Here is a 15626-nt window from a genome sequence, read left to right as displayed (position 1 = left end):
GAAAATCATCATGGTCGAGAAAAAAGTTGCAGTCGCTAGCGGGTCTAACGACAAAATTTTTGAAGATGAGATTGCCGATTTTATTCGGCTAGATTGAGTGAATGTTTACTTGGATTGGTTTACATATAGCGAGAGCGCTGGTTCCAGTTCCGTTGCAACACGTACATATTAAATGCAGACAAAGTGATATTTCAGGAGTTCATTGTAGTTTGAGGGTCAACTAAATTGGACCATTTTTATGCGTTTACCTACTTGATGTCTATACTTGGATTATCAATAAATTGGACAGCCTTTTCAAAAGAATGCCCATTGCTTAGAATTCAACTTAGCCCCTAAGCTCAATCGAAAATGCATCGCTATTTCACGTAGCATTTAAGAGGAAGAAACATGCCTTTGAGCGACGCAAAATCCATCGTTCCTATCTTTGCAGGAGGAGGAACTCGTCTTCCCGCGCACATTGGCATTCTTGCAGCTTTATCCGAGCTAGACGTTCAATTTTCACATATCGTGGGGGTGTCCGGCGGAAGTATTGTCAGCGCGTTGTACGCCAGTGGAATGAATGTAGAACAAATAAAATCCATAGCGATGAATACGGATTTCGAAAAGTTTAAGGGCTTTTCTTTACTCAGTTTACTTCGACATGGTGGCTTGAGTTCAGGTGATAAGTTTGAGGCCTGGATAGACAAATTACTTAATGGCGTAACCTTTAGTCAGCTCCCAATTCAATTGCACATCGTCGCGACTGACGTTCGGTCTGGGTCTCCAGTTGTCTTTGATGCAAAAACCAGCCCTGATGAAAAAGTGTCTCGTGCCGTTCGTTTTTCGATGTCAATTCCGCTTATTTTTTCTTTTAAACCTTACAAAGATTATTTGATGGTCGACGGTAGTATTTTATCAGAGGACGCTTTACACCAAGATTGGGCCGCTAACGGAACATCAGTGATTTGCTTTCGATTACGGGGTGATAACGATACAAAGCCATTAGAAACAAATGGGATGTTTCCTATTGCCGCTTACATTTCATTGTTGATTCGTACCTTTATGACGACCATTTCTCGAGAATATGTAAGCGATAAGTTTTGGCATCAGACGATAGTTGTAGAAACCGGAAATACCTCCCCTGTCGACTTTCATCTTAATAGCCAAGACAAACTCCGCTTATATGAGATTGGATATAGAACGGCACTTGATATCGTTCCCAAGAAGTTTTTAGATGTCCAAAGTAACGTTCAGATACTTGATGGCCAAGACTTCAGTCTGCTTTAGCCGGTCTTTGCCTTAAGGATGTTTTTAGCTTGAGCTCATTTTTTAATCTAACTTGCTTCGTCGCCAGCATCAGGATGACCCGTCCTATGATCATATCCATCTAAATGACGAATGAGATGGTCACGGGGTAAACTAGGGCTGTCAATAAAACACAATGTTTGATGGCCGTCTGAGCTGGTCTTCAATTAACCCGGATACCAGAGCCAACATTCGGATATTGCAAAAAAATGATTAGATAGTTTTGACGCTATTTCGAATAACTAACGTCGGTTCCAATTGAACTTGCTTTAACAGGGCATCCTTATTCTCAATCCGTTTGAGCAAGGTATCTACAGCCGTACTTCCAAGCCTAAACTTGGGCTGATGAATGGTAGTTAATGCCGGCACCATATATTTGGCAATATCGACGTCATCATATCCAATGAGTGATATGTCTTCTGGTACTCTAATACCTTTCTTATGGGCTGCATTAATGACTCCCATAGCCATCATGTCATTACAAACAAATATAGCGCTTGGAAGCTCAGAGCTTGCTAACAGAGTATTGAAGGCCTCGTATCCCCCATCGCATTCAAAGTTTGAAGGAATAATCCACTGCTGTTGTAGAGCTAGCCCGGCTTCCTTGAGTGCCTGTTTAAATCCATTAAAACGCTGTTGGGCTTGTTGCCGGTCTAAAGGCCCAGTAATACAGGCTATCTTTTTATGTCCATGTTCAATTAAGTATTGAGTGGCCATATAGCCCCCCAAATGCGAATTGTCTTTTATTTTGTCGCTAGGGAAATGAGTATCCCCCCAATCCATAACGACAGTCGGAATATCTTTATAACAATCGAACACATCTAGATGTTGCCCTTCTAGTGTTGAACAAAGCAAAATCAAGCCATCAACTCGACGTTCCAGCAAGGTATTAACGGAGGCTTTCATTCGTGTTTCGTCACCCTCGCTATTACAGAGTATCAAGTTATAGTTTTGCTCGTAACAGCGTCTTTCGACGCCCTTAACTACTTCAGCGAAAAAAGGATTTGTTGATGTCGTCAGTAACAGACCAATGGTCCGTGTACGATTAGTTTTTAGGCTACGAGCTAAAGCTGATGGTGAGTAATTGAGTTGTTTAGCCGCTTTTAGTACGCGTTCAGTAATCTCTTCGCTTACATATCGTGATTTATTAATGACATGACTAACAGTGGAAGTAGATACCACAGCTAGCTTTGCAACATCTTTCATTGAAGCCATGATTTAACTCAAATTGTCAGTGAATAGATAAAACTTAAGCTTATGTTTTATTAGCCGTTGTTGTCTAGGAACTTATCGACTTCTTGGCGTTTCGGTATTGATGTTTGCGCACCAAAACGTGTTACTGAAATAGCGGCAGCGGCATTGGCAAAAACGATTGCGTCTTCCAGTGATTTACCCTCTATCAAGGCTGTAACCAGCGCACCGTTGAACGTGTCGCCTGCAGCAGTTGTATCACAAGCTTTAACTTTAAAACCTGCAATCATTTTTCCAACTCCAACTTGATTACTCAGCCACACTCCTTTCGCTCCCAATGTGATCATAACCACACTAACCCCTTTGAAAAACAGCACATCAGACGCTTGTTGGGCTGAAAGAGCATCGCTTACTGTAACGCCTGTAAGCAGCTCGGCTTCCGTTTCGTTGGGAGTTATAATGCTAATGTGCTTGAGAAGTGCATTACTTAATGCCTTGGCGGGTGCAGGATTAAGGACGATGGTAACTCCTGCGGCGTGAGCTTTTTCAACGGCTAGTTCCACACCATCCATTGGTGTTTCTAACTGAAGCAATAAATATTTTGCCGATTCAATGCATCCTAAATACGGTCTTAATCGCTCAGCATTTAATTGCCCATTCGCCTCAGCGGAAATGCAAATGCTATTTTCTCCAGTATCTGCAACTTGGATCATCGCGATGCCAGTTGGCATTGCTTTTTCTATGAGCACGGCATCGACATTGATTCCATCTTTCACAAATTCTTTGACTGTCATTTGGCCAAAAGGGTCGTCACCTACACAAGCAATAAATCCAATATCAGCCCCTAATCGAGCCGCTGCTACCGCTTGATTCGCACCTTTACCGCCAGAAATCACCTGGTAAGCCGAGCCATGTAAAGTTTCACCGGGTCTGGGAAACGAAGGGACTTTAACAACATGGTCAGCATTTACACTGCCAAATACAACTAGCTTACTCATAACTTACCCTTTAAGGCATTGGGATATTGTACTAAGAAACTACATCTTTAATTGTCCGCAGCTGTGGGACATTTGCACCACAGCGTTTAGCAACAACTTCACCATGGGGAAAGCGTGAACTCTCCCCATGTATACGCTTATTTGGTCACAATTTTTAAGGGCACAGGTATATACGATTCAACGCTTTCACCTTTTAGTATTTTATCCGCTGTTTCAATGCCCAAAGCACCAATTAGCTCTGGCTGCTGGGCTACGGTTGCAGCTAAATCGCCACGATTCACAGCAGCTAGCCCATCATCAGTGCCATCAAAGCCAACAATCATAATTTGCTTACCTGAAGCCTGTACTGCCTTAAGCGCGCCCAAGGCCATTTCGTCATTCTGCGCAAATACAGCCTGAACATCAGGATTTCCAGCCAAGAGGTTCTCCATCACATTCAATCCCTTGGTACGGTCGAAATCAGCTGGCTGACTGGCTAACAAAGTTAAGCCATTAGCTTTTACTGCTTTCATAAAGCCTTCACCTCGTTCTCGCGCTGCAGAAGTTCCGGCAATACCTTCAAGTTGAATCACTTTTGAATCAGCACCTAGAGCCTCAACAATGTAATTCCCTGCAAGTTCTCCGCCGACAATGTTATCCGATGCAATATGACTCGCAACGTCACCACGACTAGCTCCGCGGTCGAGCGTTAGTACTGGGATATCAGTTCGGTTTACCATGCGGATGGCATTCGAAACGGCATCTGAATCGGTTGGATTGATCAAAATCGCTTTAACACCTCGAACCGACAGATCTTCCACATTCGATAGCTCTTTACTTGGATCATTTTGAGAGTCCAGAACGATCAGATTGTATCCTAGTTCTTCAGCTTTTTTCTCAGCGCCATCTTTCATGGAAACAAAGAATGGATTATTCAATGTCGATACAACTAAAGCCAACGTATCTTGAGCAATTGCACCGGTACTCATCGTCGCAGACAAAAATGTAGCAGAGATTAAAGTCGCAAGTTTTTTCATGTTATTGTCCTTTCTTTCAATAGTTGAGCAGCTGTTTAAACTCGCTCAGTTGGTAGAGTTACTTATTTTTATTATCAACTAGTACTGCTAACAAAATGACCACCGCTTTAGCGATCATCTGGTAGTAGGAAGATACGTCTAGGAGGTTTAACGCGTTGTTCAAAAAGCCTATGATCAAGGCTCCGATTAGTGTGCCCATAATACGACCACGTCCGCCAGCAAGACTGGTACCTCCAAGAACAACTGCCGCAATAGCGTCAAGCTCATAAGCCATGCCTGCTGTAGGTTGCGCGGACGATAGGCGAGACGTCACAATGATGCCTGCCAATGCAGCAAGTAAACCGCAGATTGAGTAGACCGCTATCTTTACCCGATCCACGTTGATACCCGATAAGCGTGTAGCAGGTTCATTGCCGCCCACAGCATAGACATAGCGCCCAAAACGGGTGTGATTTAAAACGTACCATGCAAGGGCAAAGACAAGAACCATAAGCCATACAGGTACTGGGATACCCAGCGCATATCCGGTACCAAACCATGCAAATGCATCAGCGGTATCAGTAAAGCCTGCAGAAATTGGCCTTCCATCGGTATAAACCATGGTCACACCGCGTAATAAGGTCATTGTGACCAGGGTGGCGATAAAAGCTTGAACTTTACCCTTAGCGATAATCAAACCACTTATCGCTCCTAATGCTGCCCCCGCAATCAAGGCGGTAGGCACAGCTATAAATACCGACACTTCCATGGCAACAAGACTCGCGGCAAAAGCGCCACAAAGAGCCAAAACTGAACCAACGCTGAGATCAATACCCGCAGTCAAAATAACCAATGTCATTCCAACAGCGATGATGGCGTTAACCGACGTCTGCCGAAGAATATTCAAAATATTATCGGTCGTAAAAAAATTAGGGCTTAAAAACGAGACAACAACAATCAAAAATAGTAATGCAATGAGCGACTTTTGTTCAATTAACCAAGCTTTTGACAAGCGTCTGCGGTTATGAAGTTGTTCAGATTTATTAATTGACGAACTGCTCATGCTGCGACCTCTTTAAATTCTTTACCTACAGCGCAAGCCATGAGCTTTTCTTGATTGGCATCCTTATCGGTAAACTCTCCGCTAATTCGGCCTTCATGCATTACGATTATTCTGTCACTCATGCCGAGCACTTCGGGCATCTCTGAAGAAACCAAAATAATACTCATACCTTCAGCTTTAAATTGATTGACCAATTGATATATTTCTTTTTTGGCGCCAACGTCGACGCCTCGTGTCGGCTCATCCAAAATAAGCACTTTAGGTTTGGTCATTAAACCTTTGGCAATAGCGACTTTCTGCTGATTCCCACCCGATAAGTTACCAATAGTTTGGTTTCTTGAAGGCGTTTTAATATTGAATATTTTGATGAAATCTTCGACAGCAGTTGCTTCGTTCTTATGTTGGATTTGCCCCATATTGCTCAATTCGGCTAGTGCACTCAGTGTCATATTCTCTTTAACCGACAAGCCTAGTACTAGGCCCTCACCCTTGCGATCTTCAGATATATACGCGATACCACAGGCCAAACCTTCCTGAGGTGTTTTACAATGGATCGCTTTCCCGTTGAGGGTCACTTCACCTGCATCTTTTTTTAACGAGCCATAAATCACTTTTGCCAGTTCCGTTCGACCTGCCCCCATCAAGCCAGAAATCCCTAAGATTTCGCCATGATTCAAGTAAAAGCTAACATCCTTTACGCAACTCCCACTTAAATGCTTTACCTCAAGGCAAGTTGTACTAAGGCTGGAATCGATACGAGGGTATTGTTCTTCTAGTTTGCGGCCCACCATCATCTCGATTAACTTTTCTTCGTTAGTGTCACTAACGGCACACTGGGCAACGAACTTTCCATCTCGCAATACTGTAATGTCATCACAGACTTGGAAGATCTCTTTGAGACGGTGGGAAATATAGACAATACCGCAGCCTTGTTGACGAAGCTCTGCAATAACTTCAAATAAAGATTGAGCTTCGGTATCTGTTAAGGCGTCTGTCGGCTCATCCATGATGATAATTTTGGAATTAAAGGACAATGCTTTAGCGATTTCCACCATTTGTTGCTCGCCTAAACTCAAGTCTCCCAAGGGTATATTTGAGCTGCGCGATACTCGCAAACGCTTCAGTAAGGCATCAGCCTCGCGATACATTTCGGACCACTTGATACGTCCCAAAGCCGAAACTTTTTCTCTACCTAGGAAAATATTCTCTGCAATCGTAAGCTCCGGAATCAGATTGAGCTCCTGATGGATGATGCTAATTCCTGCCTCTTGGGAATGCTTTGGCCCGGTAAAATTTACGGGGGTATTTTGATAGCGAATATAGCCTTTATCCTTCGAATATATGCCAGTCAAAACCTTCATTAACGTGGACTTTCCTGCGCCATTCTCACCCAATAAGGCCATAACTTTACCTGGGTAAACTGACAAACAAGCATTATCCAAAGCTTTCACTCCAGGAAAAGCCTTGTCTATCTGAGCAAGCTCTAAAAGTGCTTCAGTCATATTCGCTCCCATTTCATTATTGGCCTTAAAAGGTCACGCCAGATTGAAAAATGACATTGGCATAAGGGCTGCATTCTCCCGTGCGCACAACCGCTTTACTGTTGTTGGTGCGCTGTTTGAAATCGGCGTGGGAAACATAAGAAATGTTAATCGTTTTCTCACTTTTTTTAGCTTCTTCCGATATCAATTTCAGTAATTGTTGGTGAACCGGCAAATTAAAGCTTTTCATTTCTTCAGCTACCACAACACCTTCTATTTGAAGCTCACTAAGTATCGCGGTGACCGTTTCTATAAAGCTTGGTACTCCATGCGTTAACGCTAAGTCAATTCGCTCTACTTCAGCGGGTATTGGTAAGCCTGCGTCCGCGATCGTGACTTCGTCAGTGTGTCCAATTGACGCGACTAAAAATGAGATTTCAGAGTTGAGTAAACGCGTCTTTTTCATTTATTAAAACCTATGATGAAGTATTGACAACAAACCATCGAAACGTTTCGATGGCAATCCAAAAAAATTCCTTAAACTGAAATAAACATAACGCTCATCTAAACAATATGCCGCTTTCTTATCAAAAAATTGTGATCTTCGCTCAAAAACATACCTAAGTTTCAAGCGTAACAGTGAGCTTTATCACTTTTGGATCCTAAGCTTTAATACTTTTCTAAGTGTTAAGAACGCCTAACATACCGATGACAATAGTCCATACATTCTATTACTTGGCTAAAAAGCCCTTTTTGCCATTTAAGCTATTTTAGTGAAGGCATGTCTAATGCTGAATCGGCATCAAAACAACCAGCTTTGATTTTATCCCCACGCATTTATTAGATTCCAAATATTTCTTCGCTAAAGCGTAGTTATAACGACACATTGGACCTTTAGCCCAAATATGAATTTCTGTAACCCCTAGTGCTAACTGCCATTCAACCGTACGCTACGCGCATAAACTCATTAGCAACGAAATAGCACCTCATCCATTTCCAACACTTAACGCCAAGAAAAATACTGATGAACGCAAGCTCTAAAACTAATACCGAGAGTTACTCACTTATGAAACCGAAACGTTCTAAAGCGCCTCTAAACTATTCCGCCCGCTGGAAATATATTGTGCTAGCAGTCACCGTGATTACCATGCTCTTAAGCGCCTTGCCATCTGTGTATGGGGAGCGTGAAGCGCTACATGTATCGAATCGCAACGGCACACTCAATGCTGTTGACCTGTCATTATATTTAAGCCAAGCCGGTGTTGAGACGCATAGCATTACCCAACAAGATGATAGTTTTGTTGTTGCTTTTGCATCCCCGGGTCAGCAAGAAAACGCGCGTCAAATTCTAAGCCAACATATCGACAACCAACACACTATTGCCCTCGCCTTGGAGGCCGCAGCACCAGACTGGTTAGGCAATCTAGGCTTTAGTCCAATTAAACTAGGGTTGGATTTAAGAGGTGGTGTTCAGTTTTTACTCGAAGTTGATGTCGCGTCGGTTTATCAATCCCACGCTCAGGCACTGCTCGACGAATTACGCCAAGATAATCGCCGTTTAAGTGGTAGAGCTAACAACGGTGAGCTAATCCTTAGCTTTCAAAACGACGCTGATTTGCGGGAAACAAGAACTCAAATCCGACAGCACTTTTCACAGTGGTCTATTACCCAAGACGATTCTCAGCTTCGTTTAGTGCTAAGCACAGAAGAACAAGCCTCAATCCTTAGTTTAGCTGTGCAACAAAATCTACAAACCATGCGTGGTCGAATTGAAGAGCTCGGCATAACCGAAGCCATTGTCCAGCGCCAAGGTGAGAACAGAATTCGTATTGAACTTCCAGGGGTGCAAGACCCAGCCGCAGCCAAAGACATTATTGGTGCAACTGCTTCCCTAGCATTCCATGCGCTTCACAACCAAAACTCAGCTAGGAGTTTAGTCGTCAAGGATCAACATGGGAACCCAATAAATTTAGTACGCAAGCCAATACTAGGCGGTGAACATATTATTGATGCGCGGGCTAACATTGGAGAGATGGGCAGCGCAGAAGTCAATATAACGCTTGATGCAGCCGGCGGGCGCTTGATGACTAATTTCTCGCGTTCGAACATCGGTAACCCCATGGCAACAGTCTTTAGTGAATACAGCCGCGGGCAAAATGGTCAAAGCCAGAAAGCCAGTGAAGTGATCAGTATCGCAACCATTCAATCACAATTGGGAAATCGGTTCCGAATAACAGGTGCGGGCTCTTTGCACGAAGCACAAGAGTTGGCCTTACTGCTAAGAGCAGGATCTCTGACTGCACCTGTCACCATTATAGAAGAGCGAACAATTGGTCCTACATTGGGTGCCGAGAACGTGAAAAGTGGATTTGCTGCTTTGGCGCTTGGTCTTAGTTTGACTCTGGTATTTATTGCTTGTTGGTATCGTCGTTTGGGCTGGATTGCCAATTTGGCATTGCTGATCAATATGGTGTGTCTGTTTGGGCTCATTGCATTGCTACCTGGCGCAGTGTTAACGCTCCCTGGAATCGCAGGACTAGTGTTGACGGTGGGCATGGCTGTCGATACCAATGTTTTAATCTTTGAGCGTATTCGAGACAAACTAAAGCAAGGACGAAACCTTGCACAAGCAATTGATAGTGGCTTTGCTAGCGCATTCAGTTCAATTTTTGATGCCAATCTTACCACCATGATTGTTGCCATCGCTTTGTATTCAATCGGTAACGGTCCTATCCAAGGTTTCGCGTTAACGCTTGGCTTAGGGCTATTGACCAGCTTGTTTACTGGCGTATTCACCTCTCGACTACTCATCAATCATTTTTGGGGAAAGAACACCTCACGCGAGGAGAAAATATAATGCAAAATTTCAATAGATTGACCCAAGTACGCAGTCTTATGAGTTTGGTTTCAGTGGCTCTTTTGCTCGCGTCCCTATTTTTCATGATTGAACGAGGCTACAACTGGGGCCTTGATTTTACTGGTGGCGTAGTCGCTGATATTTTACTTGACCCTAATTTAGAACAGACAGATATCAAAGCGCATTTAGAAAGCGACCTCGGTCATGAAGTTCAAATACTATCAATGCAGGGTGACGGGAAATGGCAGCTGCGTTATGGCGTGCAAGATAATGATTCAATTGCTGCGCTTAACGATTCAGTGGCCTTGTTAAGTAGCGAATTTCAAATTCTAAACAGCAGTGTAATTGGCCCGCAAGTGGGTCAAGATATGATTGAACAAGGTAGCTTAGCAATCCTACTTTGCTTTGTTTTAACCATGATCTACTTAAGTTATCGATTCGAGTGGCGCTTGGCTTTAGGCTCAATTATTGCTCTAAGTTATGACATATTATTGGTCTTAGGATTATTCGCTTGTTTACAGCTTGAATTCAATCTAACCGTACTCGCGGCTTTACTAGCTGTCATGGGCTACTCGCTCAATGACTCAATTATTATCTCAGATAGGATCAGAGAAGTACTTCGATCCCAACCCAACGGCGATATCGATACATTACTCGATCAATCTATCGCGTCCACAATATCAAGAACCATTGTCACTTCCGGAACCACCTTAGTCACCGTATCGGCACTATGGTTGCTTGGAGGCCCAGCGTTAGAAGGATTCGCAATCGCCCTATGTTTAGGTATCGCTAGTGGCACATGGTCGTCGATATCAATTGGAACTGTTCTACCAAAAATGATGGGCCTACAAGCGCAGCACTATCAAGTAGTTGATGATAAAGACCCGATTGACGCTATGCCTTAGCCCCTACTGCGCACGCTAGCTTGGGATTGCTGAAGTTACTTTAGGACTCCCAAACAAGCACCTATGACAAACCAATATCAGCGGCGTTAGTGCATATATGAATTTCTATAATTCATGTTGTTAACGCCCTGCCTAGTTCAAAATTAAACGCATAAATCCTGTGTACCAACGACAAAACCTACCCAGTCCCATTGAAAACGAGCCTAGAGCGAAAATTTATTGTTAGAAACAGCTAAGAGGTCAAGATGTTAAAAGTTTTACGAGAAGAATACATACTCATCATCGGTATCGTTGCCGTTGTGTTTTTTAAAAGTGTAGGCGATCAACTACTCACATCTGGTCTACCAGCACTAGCTTACATGGCAACAACCGGTGTTTTATTTTTCATCGTATTAAGCACTATTTTTGCTGTGGTGCGTCACTCTGACGCATTGGCTATTAAATTAGGCGACCCCTATGGCACCCTAATACTTACGCTGGCGGTGATTTCTCTCGAAGTGATTATGATTTCATCCATCATGATGACCGGAGACGCCAACCCAGTAATGGCCAGAGACACAATGTTTGCGGTGATCATGGCGGTACTCAACGGCTTGGTTGGCATTACCTTGTTGATCGGTGGCATCAAGTTCCACACCCAATCCTATAACCTCGATGGTATTAAATCCTATTTAGTTGGGATTATTCCATTGGCCATGCTTTGTTTGATTCTACCTAATTTCACCAGTGTTGATGCTTTCGGAAATATGTCCACCAGCCTAACCTTGACCTTAGTCATCGCGTCAATTGCCTTGTATGCTGTTTTCCTATTCATTCAAACTCGCAGCCATACCCATTTTTTTATCGACGAAGATAATAAAGACGAAGAGCACCATTACGGCCCAATAAAAAGTACCACTTACCATAGTCTGATGCTGCTCAGCTACTTGGTCATCGTGATTTTACTGGCTAAAAGTCTTGCATTACCGATAGACACCGCCATTGGTGAAATGGGTGCGCCGGTTGCGTTGGGAGGGTTGCTAGTCGCTCTAATTGTACTTGCACCAGAAGCGGTTGGAGCTGTTAAAGCGGCTCTAAATAATCAATTACAACGCGCAATGAACTTATTTTTTGGTTCAGTACTGGCCACAATAGCCTTGACCGTACCAGCGGTTCTTCTGATATCCACTTTAATGAATGAGCCGATCCGCTTGGGATTAGAGGCTGCAGAAATGGTACTTCTGCTTGCGACCTTGCTCATGACTGCAGTTAGCTTTAGTAGCGGCAAAACCAACACCCTTAACGGAGCCACACATCTAATACTGTTCTTCGCTTATGTGGTCTTAATGTTTGATTAAGTTTGGCTGATTCAAGAGTTTTTAGCCCATCGTGGATTTACTGAGGAGTTTGTTTTGCAAGAAATTTTTATCGCCATCTGGCAACAAGACTTTGATGCTTTATTAGCGCTTAGTTCGTTGCAAGTTCTATTACTGCTACTGGCAATCGTACTGTTGGTGGAGTCGAGCCTGGTATTTTTGCCATTACCTGGCGATGGTTTGGTTCTTTTTGTTGGTGGCCTAGTAGGTATTGGAGCGCTAGATTTACAAGCGGCGGTCATTGCGCTTTCTTTTAGCGCCTTTCTTGGAAGCGTGTTTGCTTATTTTCAAGGACGATGGCTACACAATACTAGTTTTATGCGTAAGATAGAAACAACACTACCTGACGACTCTTTGCCCAAGGCCAAACATTTACTCGACAAGTATGGCTTTTTATCGCTGTTTGTATCTCGATTTATTCCGTTTGTGAGAGTGCTGACACCCATGTTAATGGGGGTTGCTCAGCTTAGTTTTTGGCGCACCCTTGTGATTAGTTTGTCCAGCTCAATTATTTGGGTGGTTAGCTTATTGTTGACGGGTAAGTGGCTTATGCGACATCCATATATATCTCAATACCAAGAAGGTATTACCAAATGGTTTGTACTTATAAGCTTGGCATTAATGCTAGTCGCTTTTCTGGCTTTAGTGACCCGTGTTATCAAGCGTAATCTAGCGCTTAAAACTGTTAAACAATCAACTCAGTTTTAGTCTGTTGTTCAGAATTATGGCCTAATTTTCTAATAGGATTTTATCTCGACGCCGTCTTAGCTTACTCTAGCCACTCAATTGCGATTGAACGATATCGGTTCCTTTCGCCATTATGGGTTTTGCTAGGAATGCTGGATGAAAGATTTACACGATTTAGACCTTAATTTGTTGAAATTACTGCAAGCTGTTGTCGAAACTCGCAATACCCATGCGGCGGCAGAAAAGCTGGGTATTTCTCAAACCAGCGTAAGCCGAGGGCTCACTAAACTTAGAGAAACCTTCGACGATCAACTATTTATTCGAAAAGCCCATGGCCTAGAGCCTTCCGAGCTTGCTGAAAAACTAGCTGAAGCCGTTGCCGAAATGCTCGACCCTTTAGCTAAGGTTGTAGAATCGTACCAAAACTTTAGACCTGAGCGTTTTGAAGGCCAAATTACTATCGCGCTAAATGTTTTCTTTTTAGACCAATATGGTGATGGCATATTTAGCGTACTAAGAGAGCGGTTACCTAAAGCTGATTTTAGAATCATCCATTGGCAAGAAAACTCACTTTCTGAAATGCTAAATGGCAAAATAGACTACATGGTTCACTTTGAAGCCTACACGCTTCCTCAGGAAATCTATCAGCATAAACTCACTGACCTCAAGCTATATTTAGTTGCACGAGAAAACCATCCGGTTCTGAGTCAAACCAGTGATTGGGAGGCGATACACAAACTACCACTGACTCGTATTATCGTCAGTGGCGTTAATTCTAAACGCTCTATAGTTGGCGATCTTTATGCATCAAAAGGTTACGAAGCTAAAATATCCTTAGCGACCCATAGTACTCGGGTCTTAATCAATAAACTCAAACACTCCGATGCGATTTTCTTTGGTAGCAAGTTCATTGCGAACATGAGTGAGGGAATCTCGAGCTACCCGCTCCCCCCTGGACCCAAAGATAAACGTCAGGTACAAGTTAATGGTGGGTATTTGCAGTCGAAACGTGGCAATCCACTAAACCAATTGATTCACCAAGCGCTTCAGAACTACTTTGATAGCGTCGAGTAAGCTTCTCAGGATCTGAGCTGTCACTAAATCAGCGGTTTTATCATTATATTACTTAGAAGAACGCTTGATCTTAAGCAGCTAAGTAAGCACTCGATTTAGGTAAAATTGGCAAAAAAAGGATAAGTACAACGATGCCAAGCAGCAACAATAGTTATGTTAAGCAAGATTTTACCGAGCAAGACCTGAGTTCGCAGCGATTCGAAAATTGTAAGTTCTTCGAGTGTGACTTCTCGCGTGCCAATTTAATAGATTCGAAATTTATAAACTGCACGTTTATCGAGCCTGGTTCTGAACATGGTTGTAGCTTTGAGTTTACTAAACTTAATGATGCTAGTTTTCAAGATTGTAATATGAGTCTGGCCAATTTCGCTGGCGCGCATTGCTTTGGTATCGAATTACGAAGCTGTAATCTTCAAGGAGCAAACTTTGGTCGAGCTAGCTTTAGCAATCTAATCTCTCATCGCTCGTACTTTTGCTCTGCCTACATTACCGGCTGTAATCTCAACTACGCCAATCTTGAGCGTCAAGTATTAGAAAACTGTGAACTATTTGAAAATCGTTGGAATGGTGCCAATTTAAGTGGCGCTTCCTTAAAAGGCTCGGATCTTAGTAGTGGTGAGTTTTCTAAAGATCAATGGGGACAGTTTCAGATGGAAAACTGCAATTTATGCCGCGTCGACCTAGAGGGGCTAAATATACGGCACGTTAATCTTAACGGCGTGCGCATTAGTGACTGGCAACAAGAACAATTGCTAAATCAGCTCGGTATTATAGTCTACTAAATGACTCATGTTTCGCATGGCAGTTTAGCCAAACACAAACCAAGCACACTCGAACATATAGCTCAGCTAGAAAATATGACTGAGGTATTAGCCTATTTGGAAATTGATGCTGACCGCTCGTTTGTCGAAGCGCATCAGCAGCAACTCATGCGCAGATTTAACGGGTATCTAATATTGAGTAAAGCTGACGACTGGTTTTCATGCCGCCGAGCTTTAAAAAACGCGTATTGTCGTATCCAGCGAACAAATACAAATTTACAAACTGGTCGCCAAGCTTGCCGTGGATGTACCTCTTGTGAGCGGCGATAAGTATTTAGTTTCACATCCAAAGCAGTGCAACACAGGCCAAAGTTAAGCTAGACATCCCTACATTAAAGTAGCGCATGGTCTTAGGTTGGCTAAGAAAAGAAGCTATAAAATGGCCAAAACTAAGCCAGATACTTCCTGTAATAGGATTAACAATCGCAAATGCCAATACTAAGCTTGCAATTGAAATCCAATATTGTTCACCCGGTATCGAGAAACTTGCAACCGCCGAAGATGTCATTAACCACGCTTTCGGATTTAAGTACTGAAATATAAAAGACTCACGAAATAACATGGGACGTTGTTGCTGCCGTTTAGATGAATGAGTCTGACTTTGTTTGAGTATGCGATAGGCCAGATAAGCTAAATAAAAGCTGCCGCATATTTTCAATCCCCATTGCATCAGTGGATAGGACTGAAATACCCAACTTAACCCTGCTCCCATCAGCAAAATCATCGAAGCAATTCCAAGGACAATCCCAATTAACTGCGGCAGGCTGCGTTTATACCCAAAATTAGCACCTGAAAAAGTCAGTAGTACATTATTCGGTCCTGGGCTACCTGCCATTGCAAAGGCGAACACGATCATTGCTAAAAATATCTTAAGTTCCATAACCACTCCATTGTATCGATACAATTTAGCAAAAT

At 43.0% G+C, this 15626-nt stretch carries 15 protein-coding genes; 8 read left to right on the top strand and 7 right to left on the bottom strand.

What is annotated here, in order from left to right:
• Positions 1-387 precede the first annotated feature (387 nt).
• Positions 388-1266 (top strand): patatin-like phospholipase family protein, encoded by an 879-nt coding sequence (locus DBZ36_RS18740; RefSeq protein ID WP_120356515.1) that lies wholly within the window; start codon positions 388-390, stop codon positions 1264-1266.
• Positions 1267-1497: 231 nt separating this feature from the next.
• On the opposite strand, the gene DBZ36_RS18735 is transcribed toward DBZ36_RS18740, so the two are convergent.
• The 6 genes from DBZ36_RS18735 to rbsD form a co-directional block, all read right to left on the bottom strand.
• Complete coding sequence (locus tag DBZ36_RS18735) at positions 1498-2499, bottom strand: substrate-binding domain-containing protein (RefSeq protein ID WP_120356514.1); 1002 nt, start codon at positions 2497-2499, stop codon at positions 1498-1500.
• A 50-nt stretch (positions 2500-2549) separates the two neighbouring features.
• Positions 2550-3473: a ribokinase gene (rbsK, locus tag DBZ36_RS18730; RefSeq protein ID WP_120356513.1), complete on the bottom strand. Its 924-nt coding sequence runs from the start codon at positions 3471-3473 to the stop codon at positions 2550-2552.
• Between the two features lie 137 nt (positions 3474-3610).
• On the bottom strand, positions 3611-4489 hold the full coding sequence (gene rbsB / locus DBZ36_RS18725) for a ribose ABC transporter substrate-binding protein RbsB (RefSeq protein WP_120356512.1): 879 nt from the start codon (positions 4487-4489) through the stop codon (positions 3611-3613).
• Positions 4490-4547: 58 nt separating this feature from the next.
• Positions 4548-5531, bottom strand: coding sequence for a ribose ABC transporter permease (gene rbsC / locus DBZ36_RS18720; protein ID WP_120356511.1), 984 nt, complete (start codon positions 5529-5531; stop codon positions 4548-4550).
• A complete protein-coding gene (rbsA, locus tag DBZ36_RS18715; protein ID WP_120356510.1) occupies positions 5528-7033 on the bottom strand; it encodes a ribose ABC transporter ATP-binding protein RbsA in 1506 nt (501 codons plus the stop codon). Before rbsA ends, rbsC begins: the two co-directional genes overlap by 4 nt.
• 25 nt (positions 7034-7058) lie before the next feature.
• The gene (rbsD, locus tag DBZ36_RS18710) at positions 7059-7478 is read right to left on the bottom strand and encodes a D-ribose pyranase (protein ID WP_120356509.1); all 420 of its coding nucleotides are present in this window, start codon (positions 7476-7478) and stop codon (positions 7059-7061) included.
• A gap of 600 nt (positions 7479-8078) precedes the next feature.
• Between rbsD and secD the strand changes: the two genes are divergently transcribed.
• From secD to DBZ36_RS18675, 7 genes are all read left to right on the top strand, one after another.
• A complete protein-coding gene (secD, locus tag DBZ36_RS18705) occupies positions 8079-9869 on the top strand; it encodes a protein translocase subunit SecD (RefSeq protein ID WP_120356518.1) in 1791 nt (596 codons plus the stop codon).
• Complete coding sequence (secF, locus tag DBZ36_RS18700; protein ID WP_199711928.1) at positions 9869-10774, top strand: protein translocase subunit SecF; 906 nt, start codon at positions 9869-9871, stop codon at positions 10772-10774. Before secD ends, secF begins: the two co-directional genes overlap by 1 nt.
• Positions 10775-11019: 245 nt before the next feature.
• Entirely contained in the window at positions 11020-12111 is a 1092-nt protein-coding gene (locus DBZ36_RS18695; RefSeq protein ID WP_120356508.1) for a calcium:proton antiporter, read from the top strand.
• 54 nt (positions 12112-12165) lie between these two features.
• Positions 12166-12837 (top strand): DedA family protein, encoded by a 672-nt coding sequence (locus tag DBZ36_RS18690; protein WP_120356507.1) that lies wholly within the window; start codon positions 12166-12168, stop codon positions 12835-12837.
• Positions 12838-12972: 135 nt separating this feature from the next.
• A complete protein-coding gene (locus tag DBZ36_RS18685) occupies positions 12973-13890 on the top strand; it encodes a LysR family transcriptional regulator (RefSeq protein WP_120356506.1) in 918 nt (305 codons plus the stop codon).
• Between the two features lie 131 nt (positions 13891-14021).
• On the top strand, positions 14022-14672 hold the full coding sequence (locus DBZ36_RS18680) for a Qnr family pentapeptide repeat protein (protein WP_120356505.1): 651 nt from the start codon (positions 14022-14024) through the stop codon (positions 14670-14672).
• On the top strand, positions 14673-14981 hold the full coding sequence (locus DBZ36_RS18675) for a nitrogenase-stabilizing/protective protein NifW (RefSeq protein WP_120356504.1): 309 nt from the start codon (positions 14673-14675) through the stop codon (positions 14979-14981).
• A gap of 10 nt (positions 14982-14991) precedes the next feature.
• Here DBZ36_RS18675 and DBZ36_RS18670 read toward each other — a convergent pair whose 3' ends face one another.
• A complete protein-coding gene (locus tag DBZ36_RS18670) occupies positions 14992-15591 on the bottom strand; it encodes a LysE family translocator (protein WP_120356503.1) in 600 nt (199 codons plus the stop codon).
• Positions 15592-15626: the final 35 nt, after the last annotated feature.

The organism is Alginatibacterium sediminis (genome assembly GCF_003610775.1).
GTDB lineage: Bacteria > Pseudomonadota > Gammaproteobacteria > Enterobacterales > Celerinatantimonadaceae > Alginatibacterium > Alginatibacterium sediminis.
The sequence above is the reverse complement of the archived record's forward strand: the minus strand, read 5'-3'. Positions and strand labels throughout refer to the sequence as shown.

Coding starts and splice junctions, on each gene's coding strand:
- DBZ36_RS18740 (WP_120356515.1), top strand. CDS start 388: ATGCCTTTGAGCGACGCAAAATCCATCGTTCCTATCTTTGCAGGAGGA.
- DBZ36_RS18735 (WP_120356514.1), bottom strand. CDS start 2,499: ATGGCTTCAATGAAAGATGTTGCAAAGCTAGCTGTGGTATCTACTTCC.
- rbsK (WP_120356513.1), bottom strand. CDS start 3,473: ATGAGTAAGCTAGTTGTATTTGGCAGTGTAAATGCTGACCATGTTGTT.
- rbsB (WP_120356512.1), bottom strand. CDS start 4,489: ATGAAAAAACTTGCGACTTTAATCTCTGCTACATTTTTGTCTGCGACG.
- rbsC (WP_120356511.1), bottom strand. CDS start 5,531: ATGAGCAGTTCGTCAATTAATAAATCTGAACAACTTCATAACCGCAGA.
- rbsA (WP_120356510.1), bottom strand. CDS start 7,033: ATGACTGAAGCACTTTTAGAGCTTGCTCAGATAGACAAGGCTTTTCCT.
- rbsD (WP_120356509.1), bottom strand. CDS start 7,478: ATGAAAAAGACGCGTTTACTCAACTCTGAAATCTCATTTTTAGTCGCG.
- secD (WP_120356518.1), top strand. CDS start 8,079: ATGAAACCGAAACGTTCTAAAGCGCCTCTAAACTATTCCGCCCGCTGG.
- secF (WP_199711928.1), top strand. CDS start 9,869: ATGCAAAATTTCAATAGATTGACCCAAGTACGCAGTCTTATGAGTTTG.
- DBZ36_RS18695 (WP_120356508.1), top strand. CDS start 11,020: ATGTTAAAAGTTTTACGAGAAGAATACATACTCATCATCGGTATCGTT.
- DBZ36_RS18685 (WP_120356506.1), top strand. CDS start 12,973: ATGAAAGATTTACACGATTTAGACCTTAATTTGTTGAAATTACTGCAA.
- DBZ36_RS18680 (WP_120356505.1), top strand. CDS start 14,022: ATGCCAAGCAGCAACAATAGTTATGTTAAGCAAGATTTTACCGAGCAA.
- DBZ36_RS18675 (WP_120356504.1), top strand. CDS start 14,673: ATGACTCATGTTTCGCATGGCAGTTTAGCCAAACACAAACCAAGCACA.
- DBZ36_RS18670 (WP_120356503.1), bottom strand. CDS start 15,591: ATGGAACTTAAGATATTTTTAGCAATGATCGTGTTCGCCTTTGCAATG.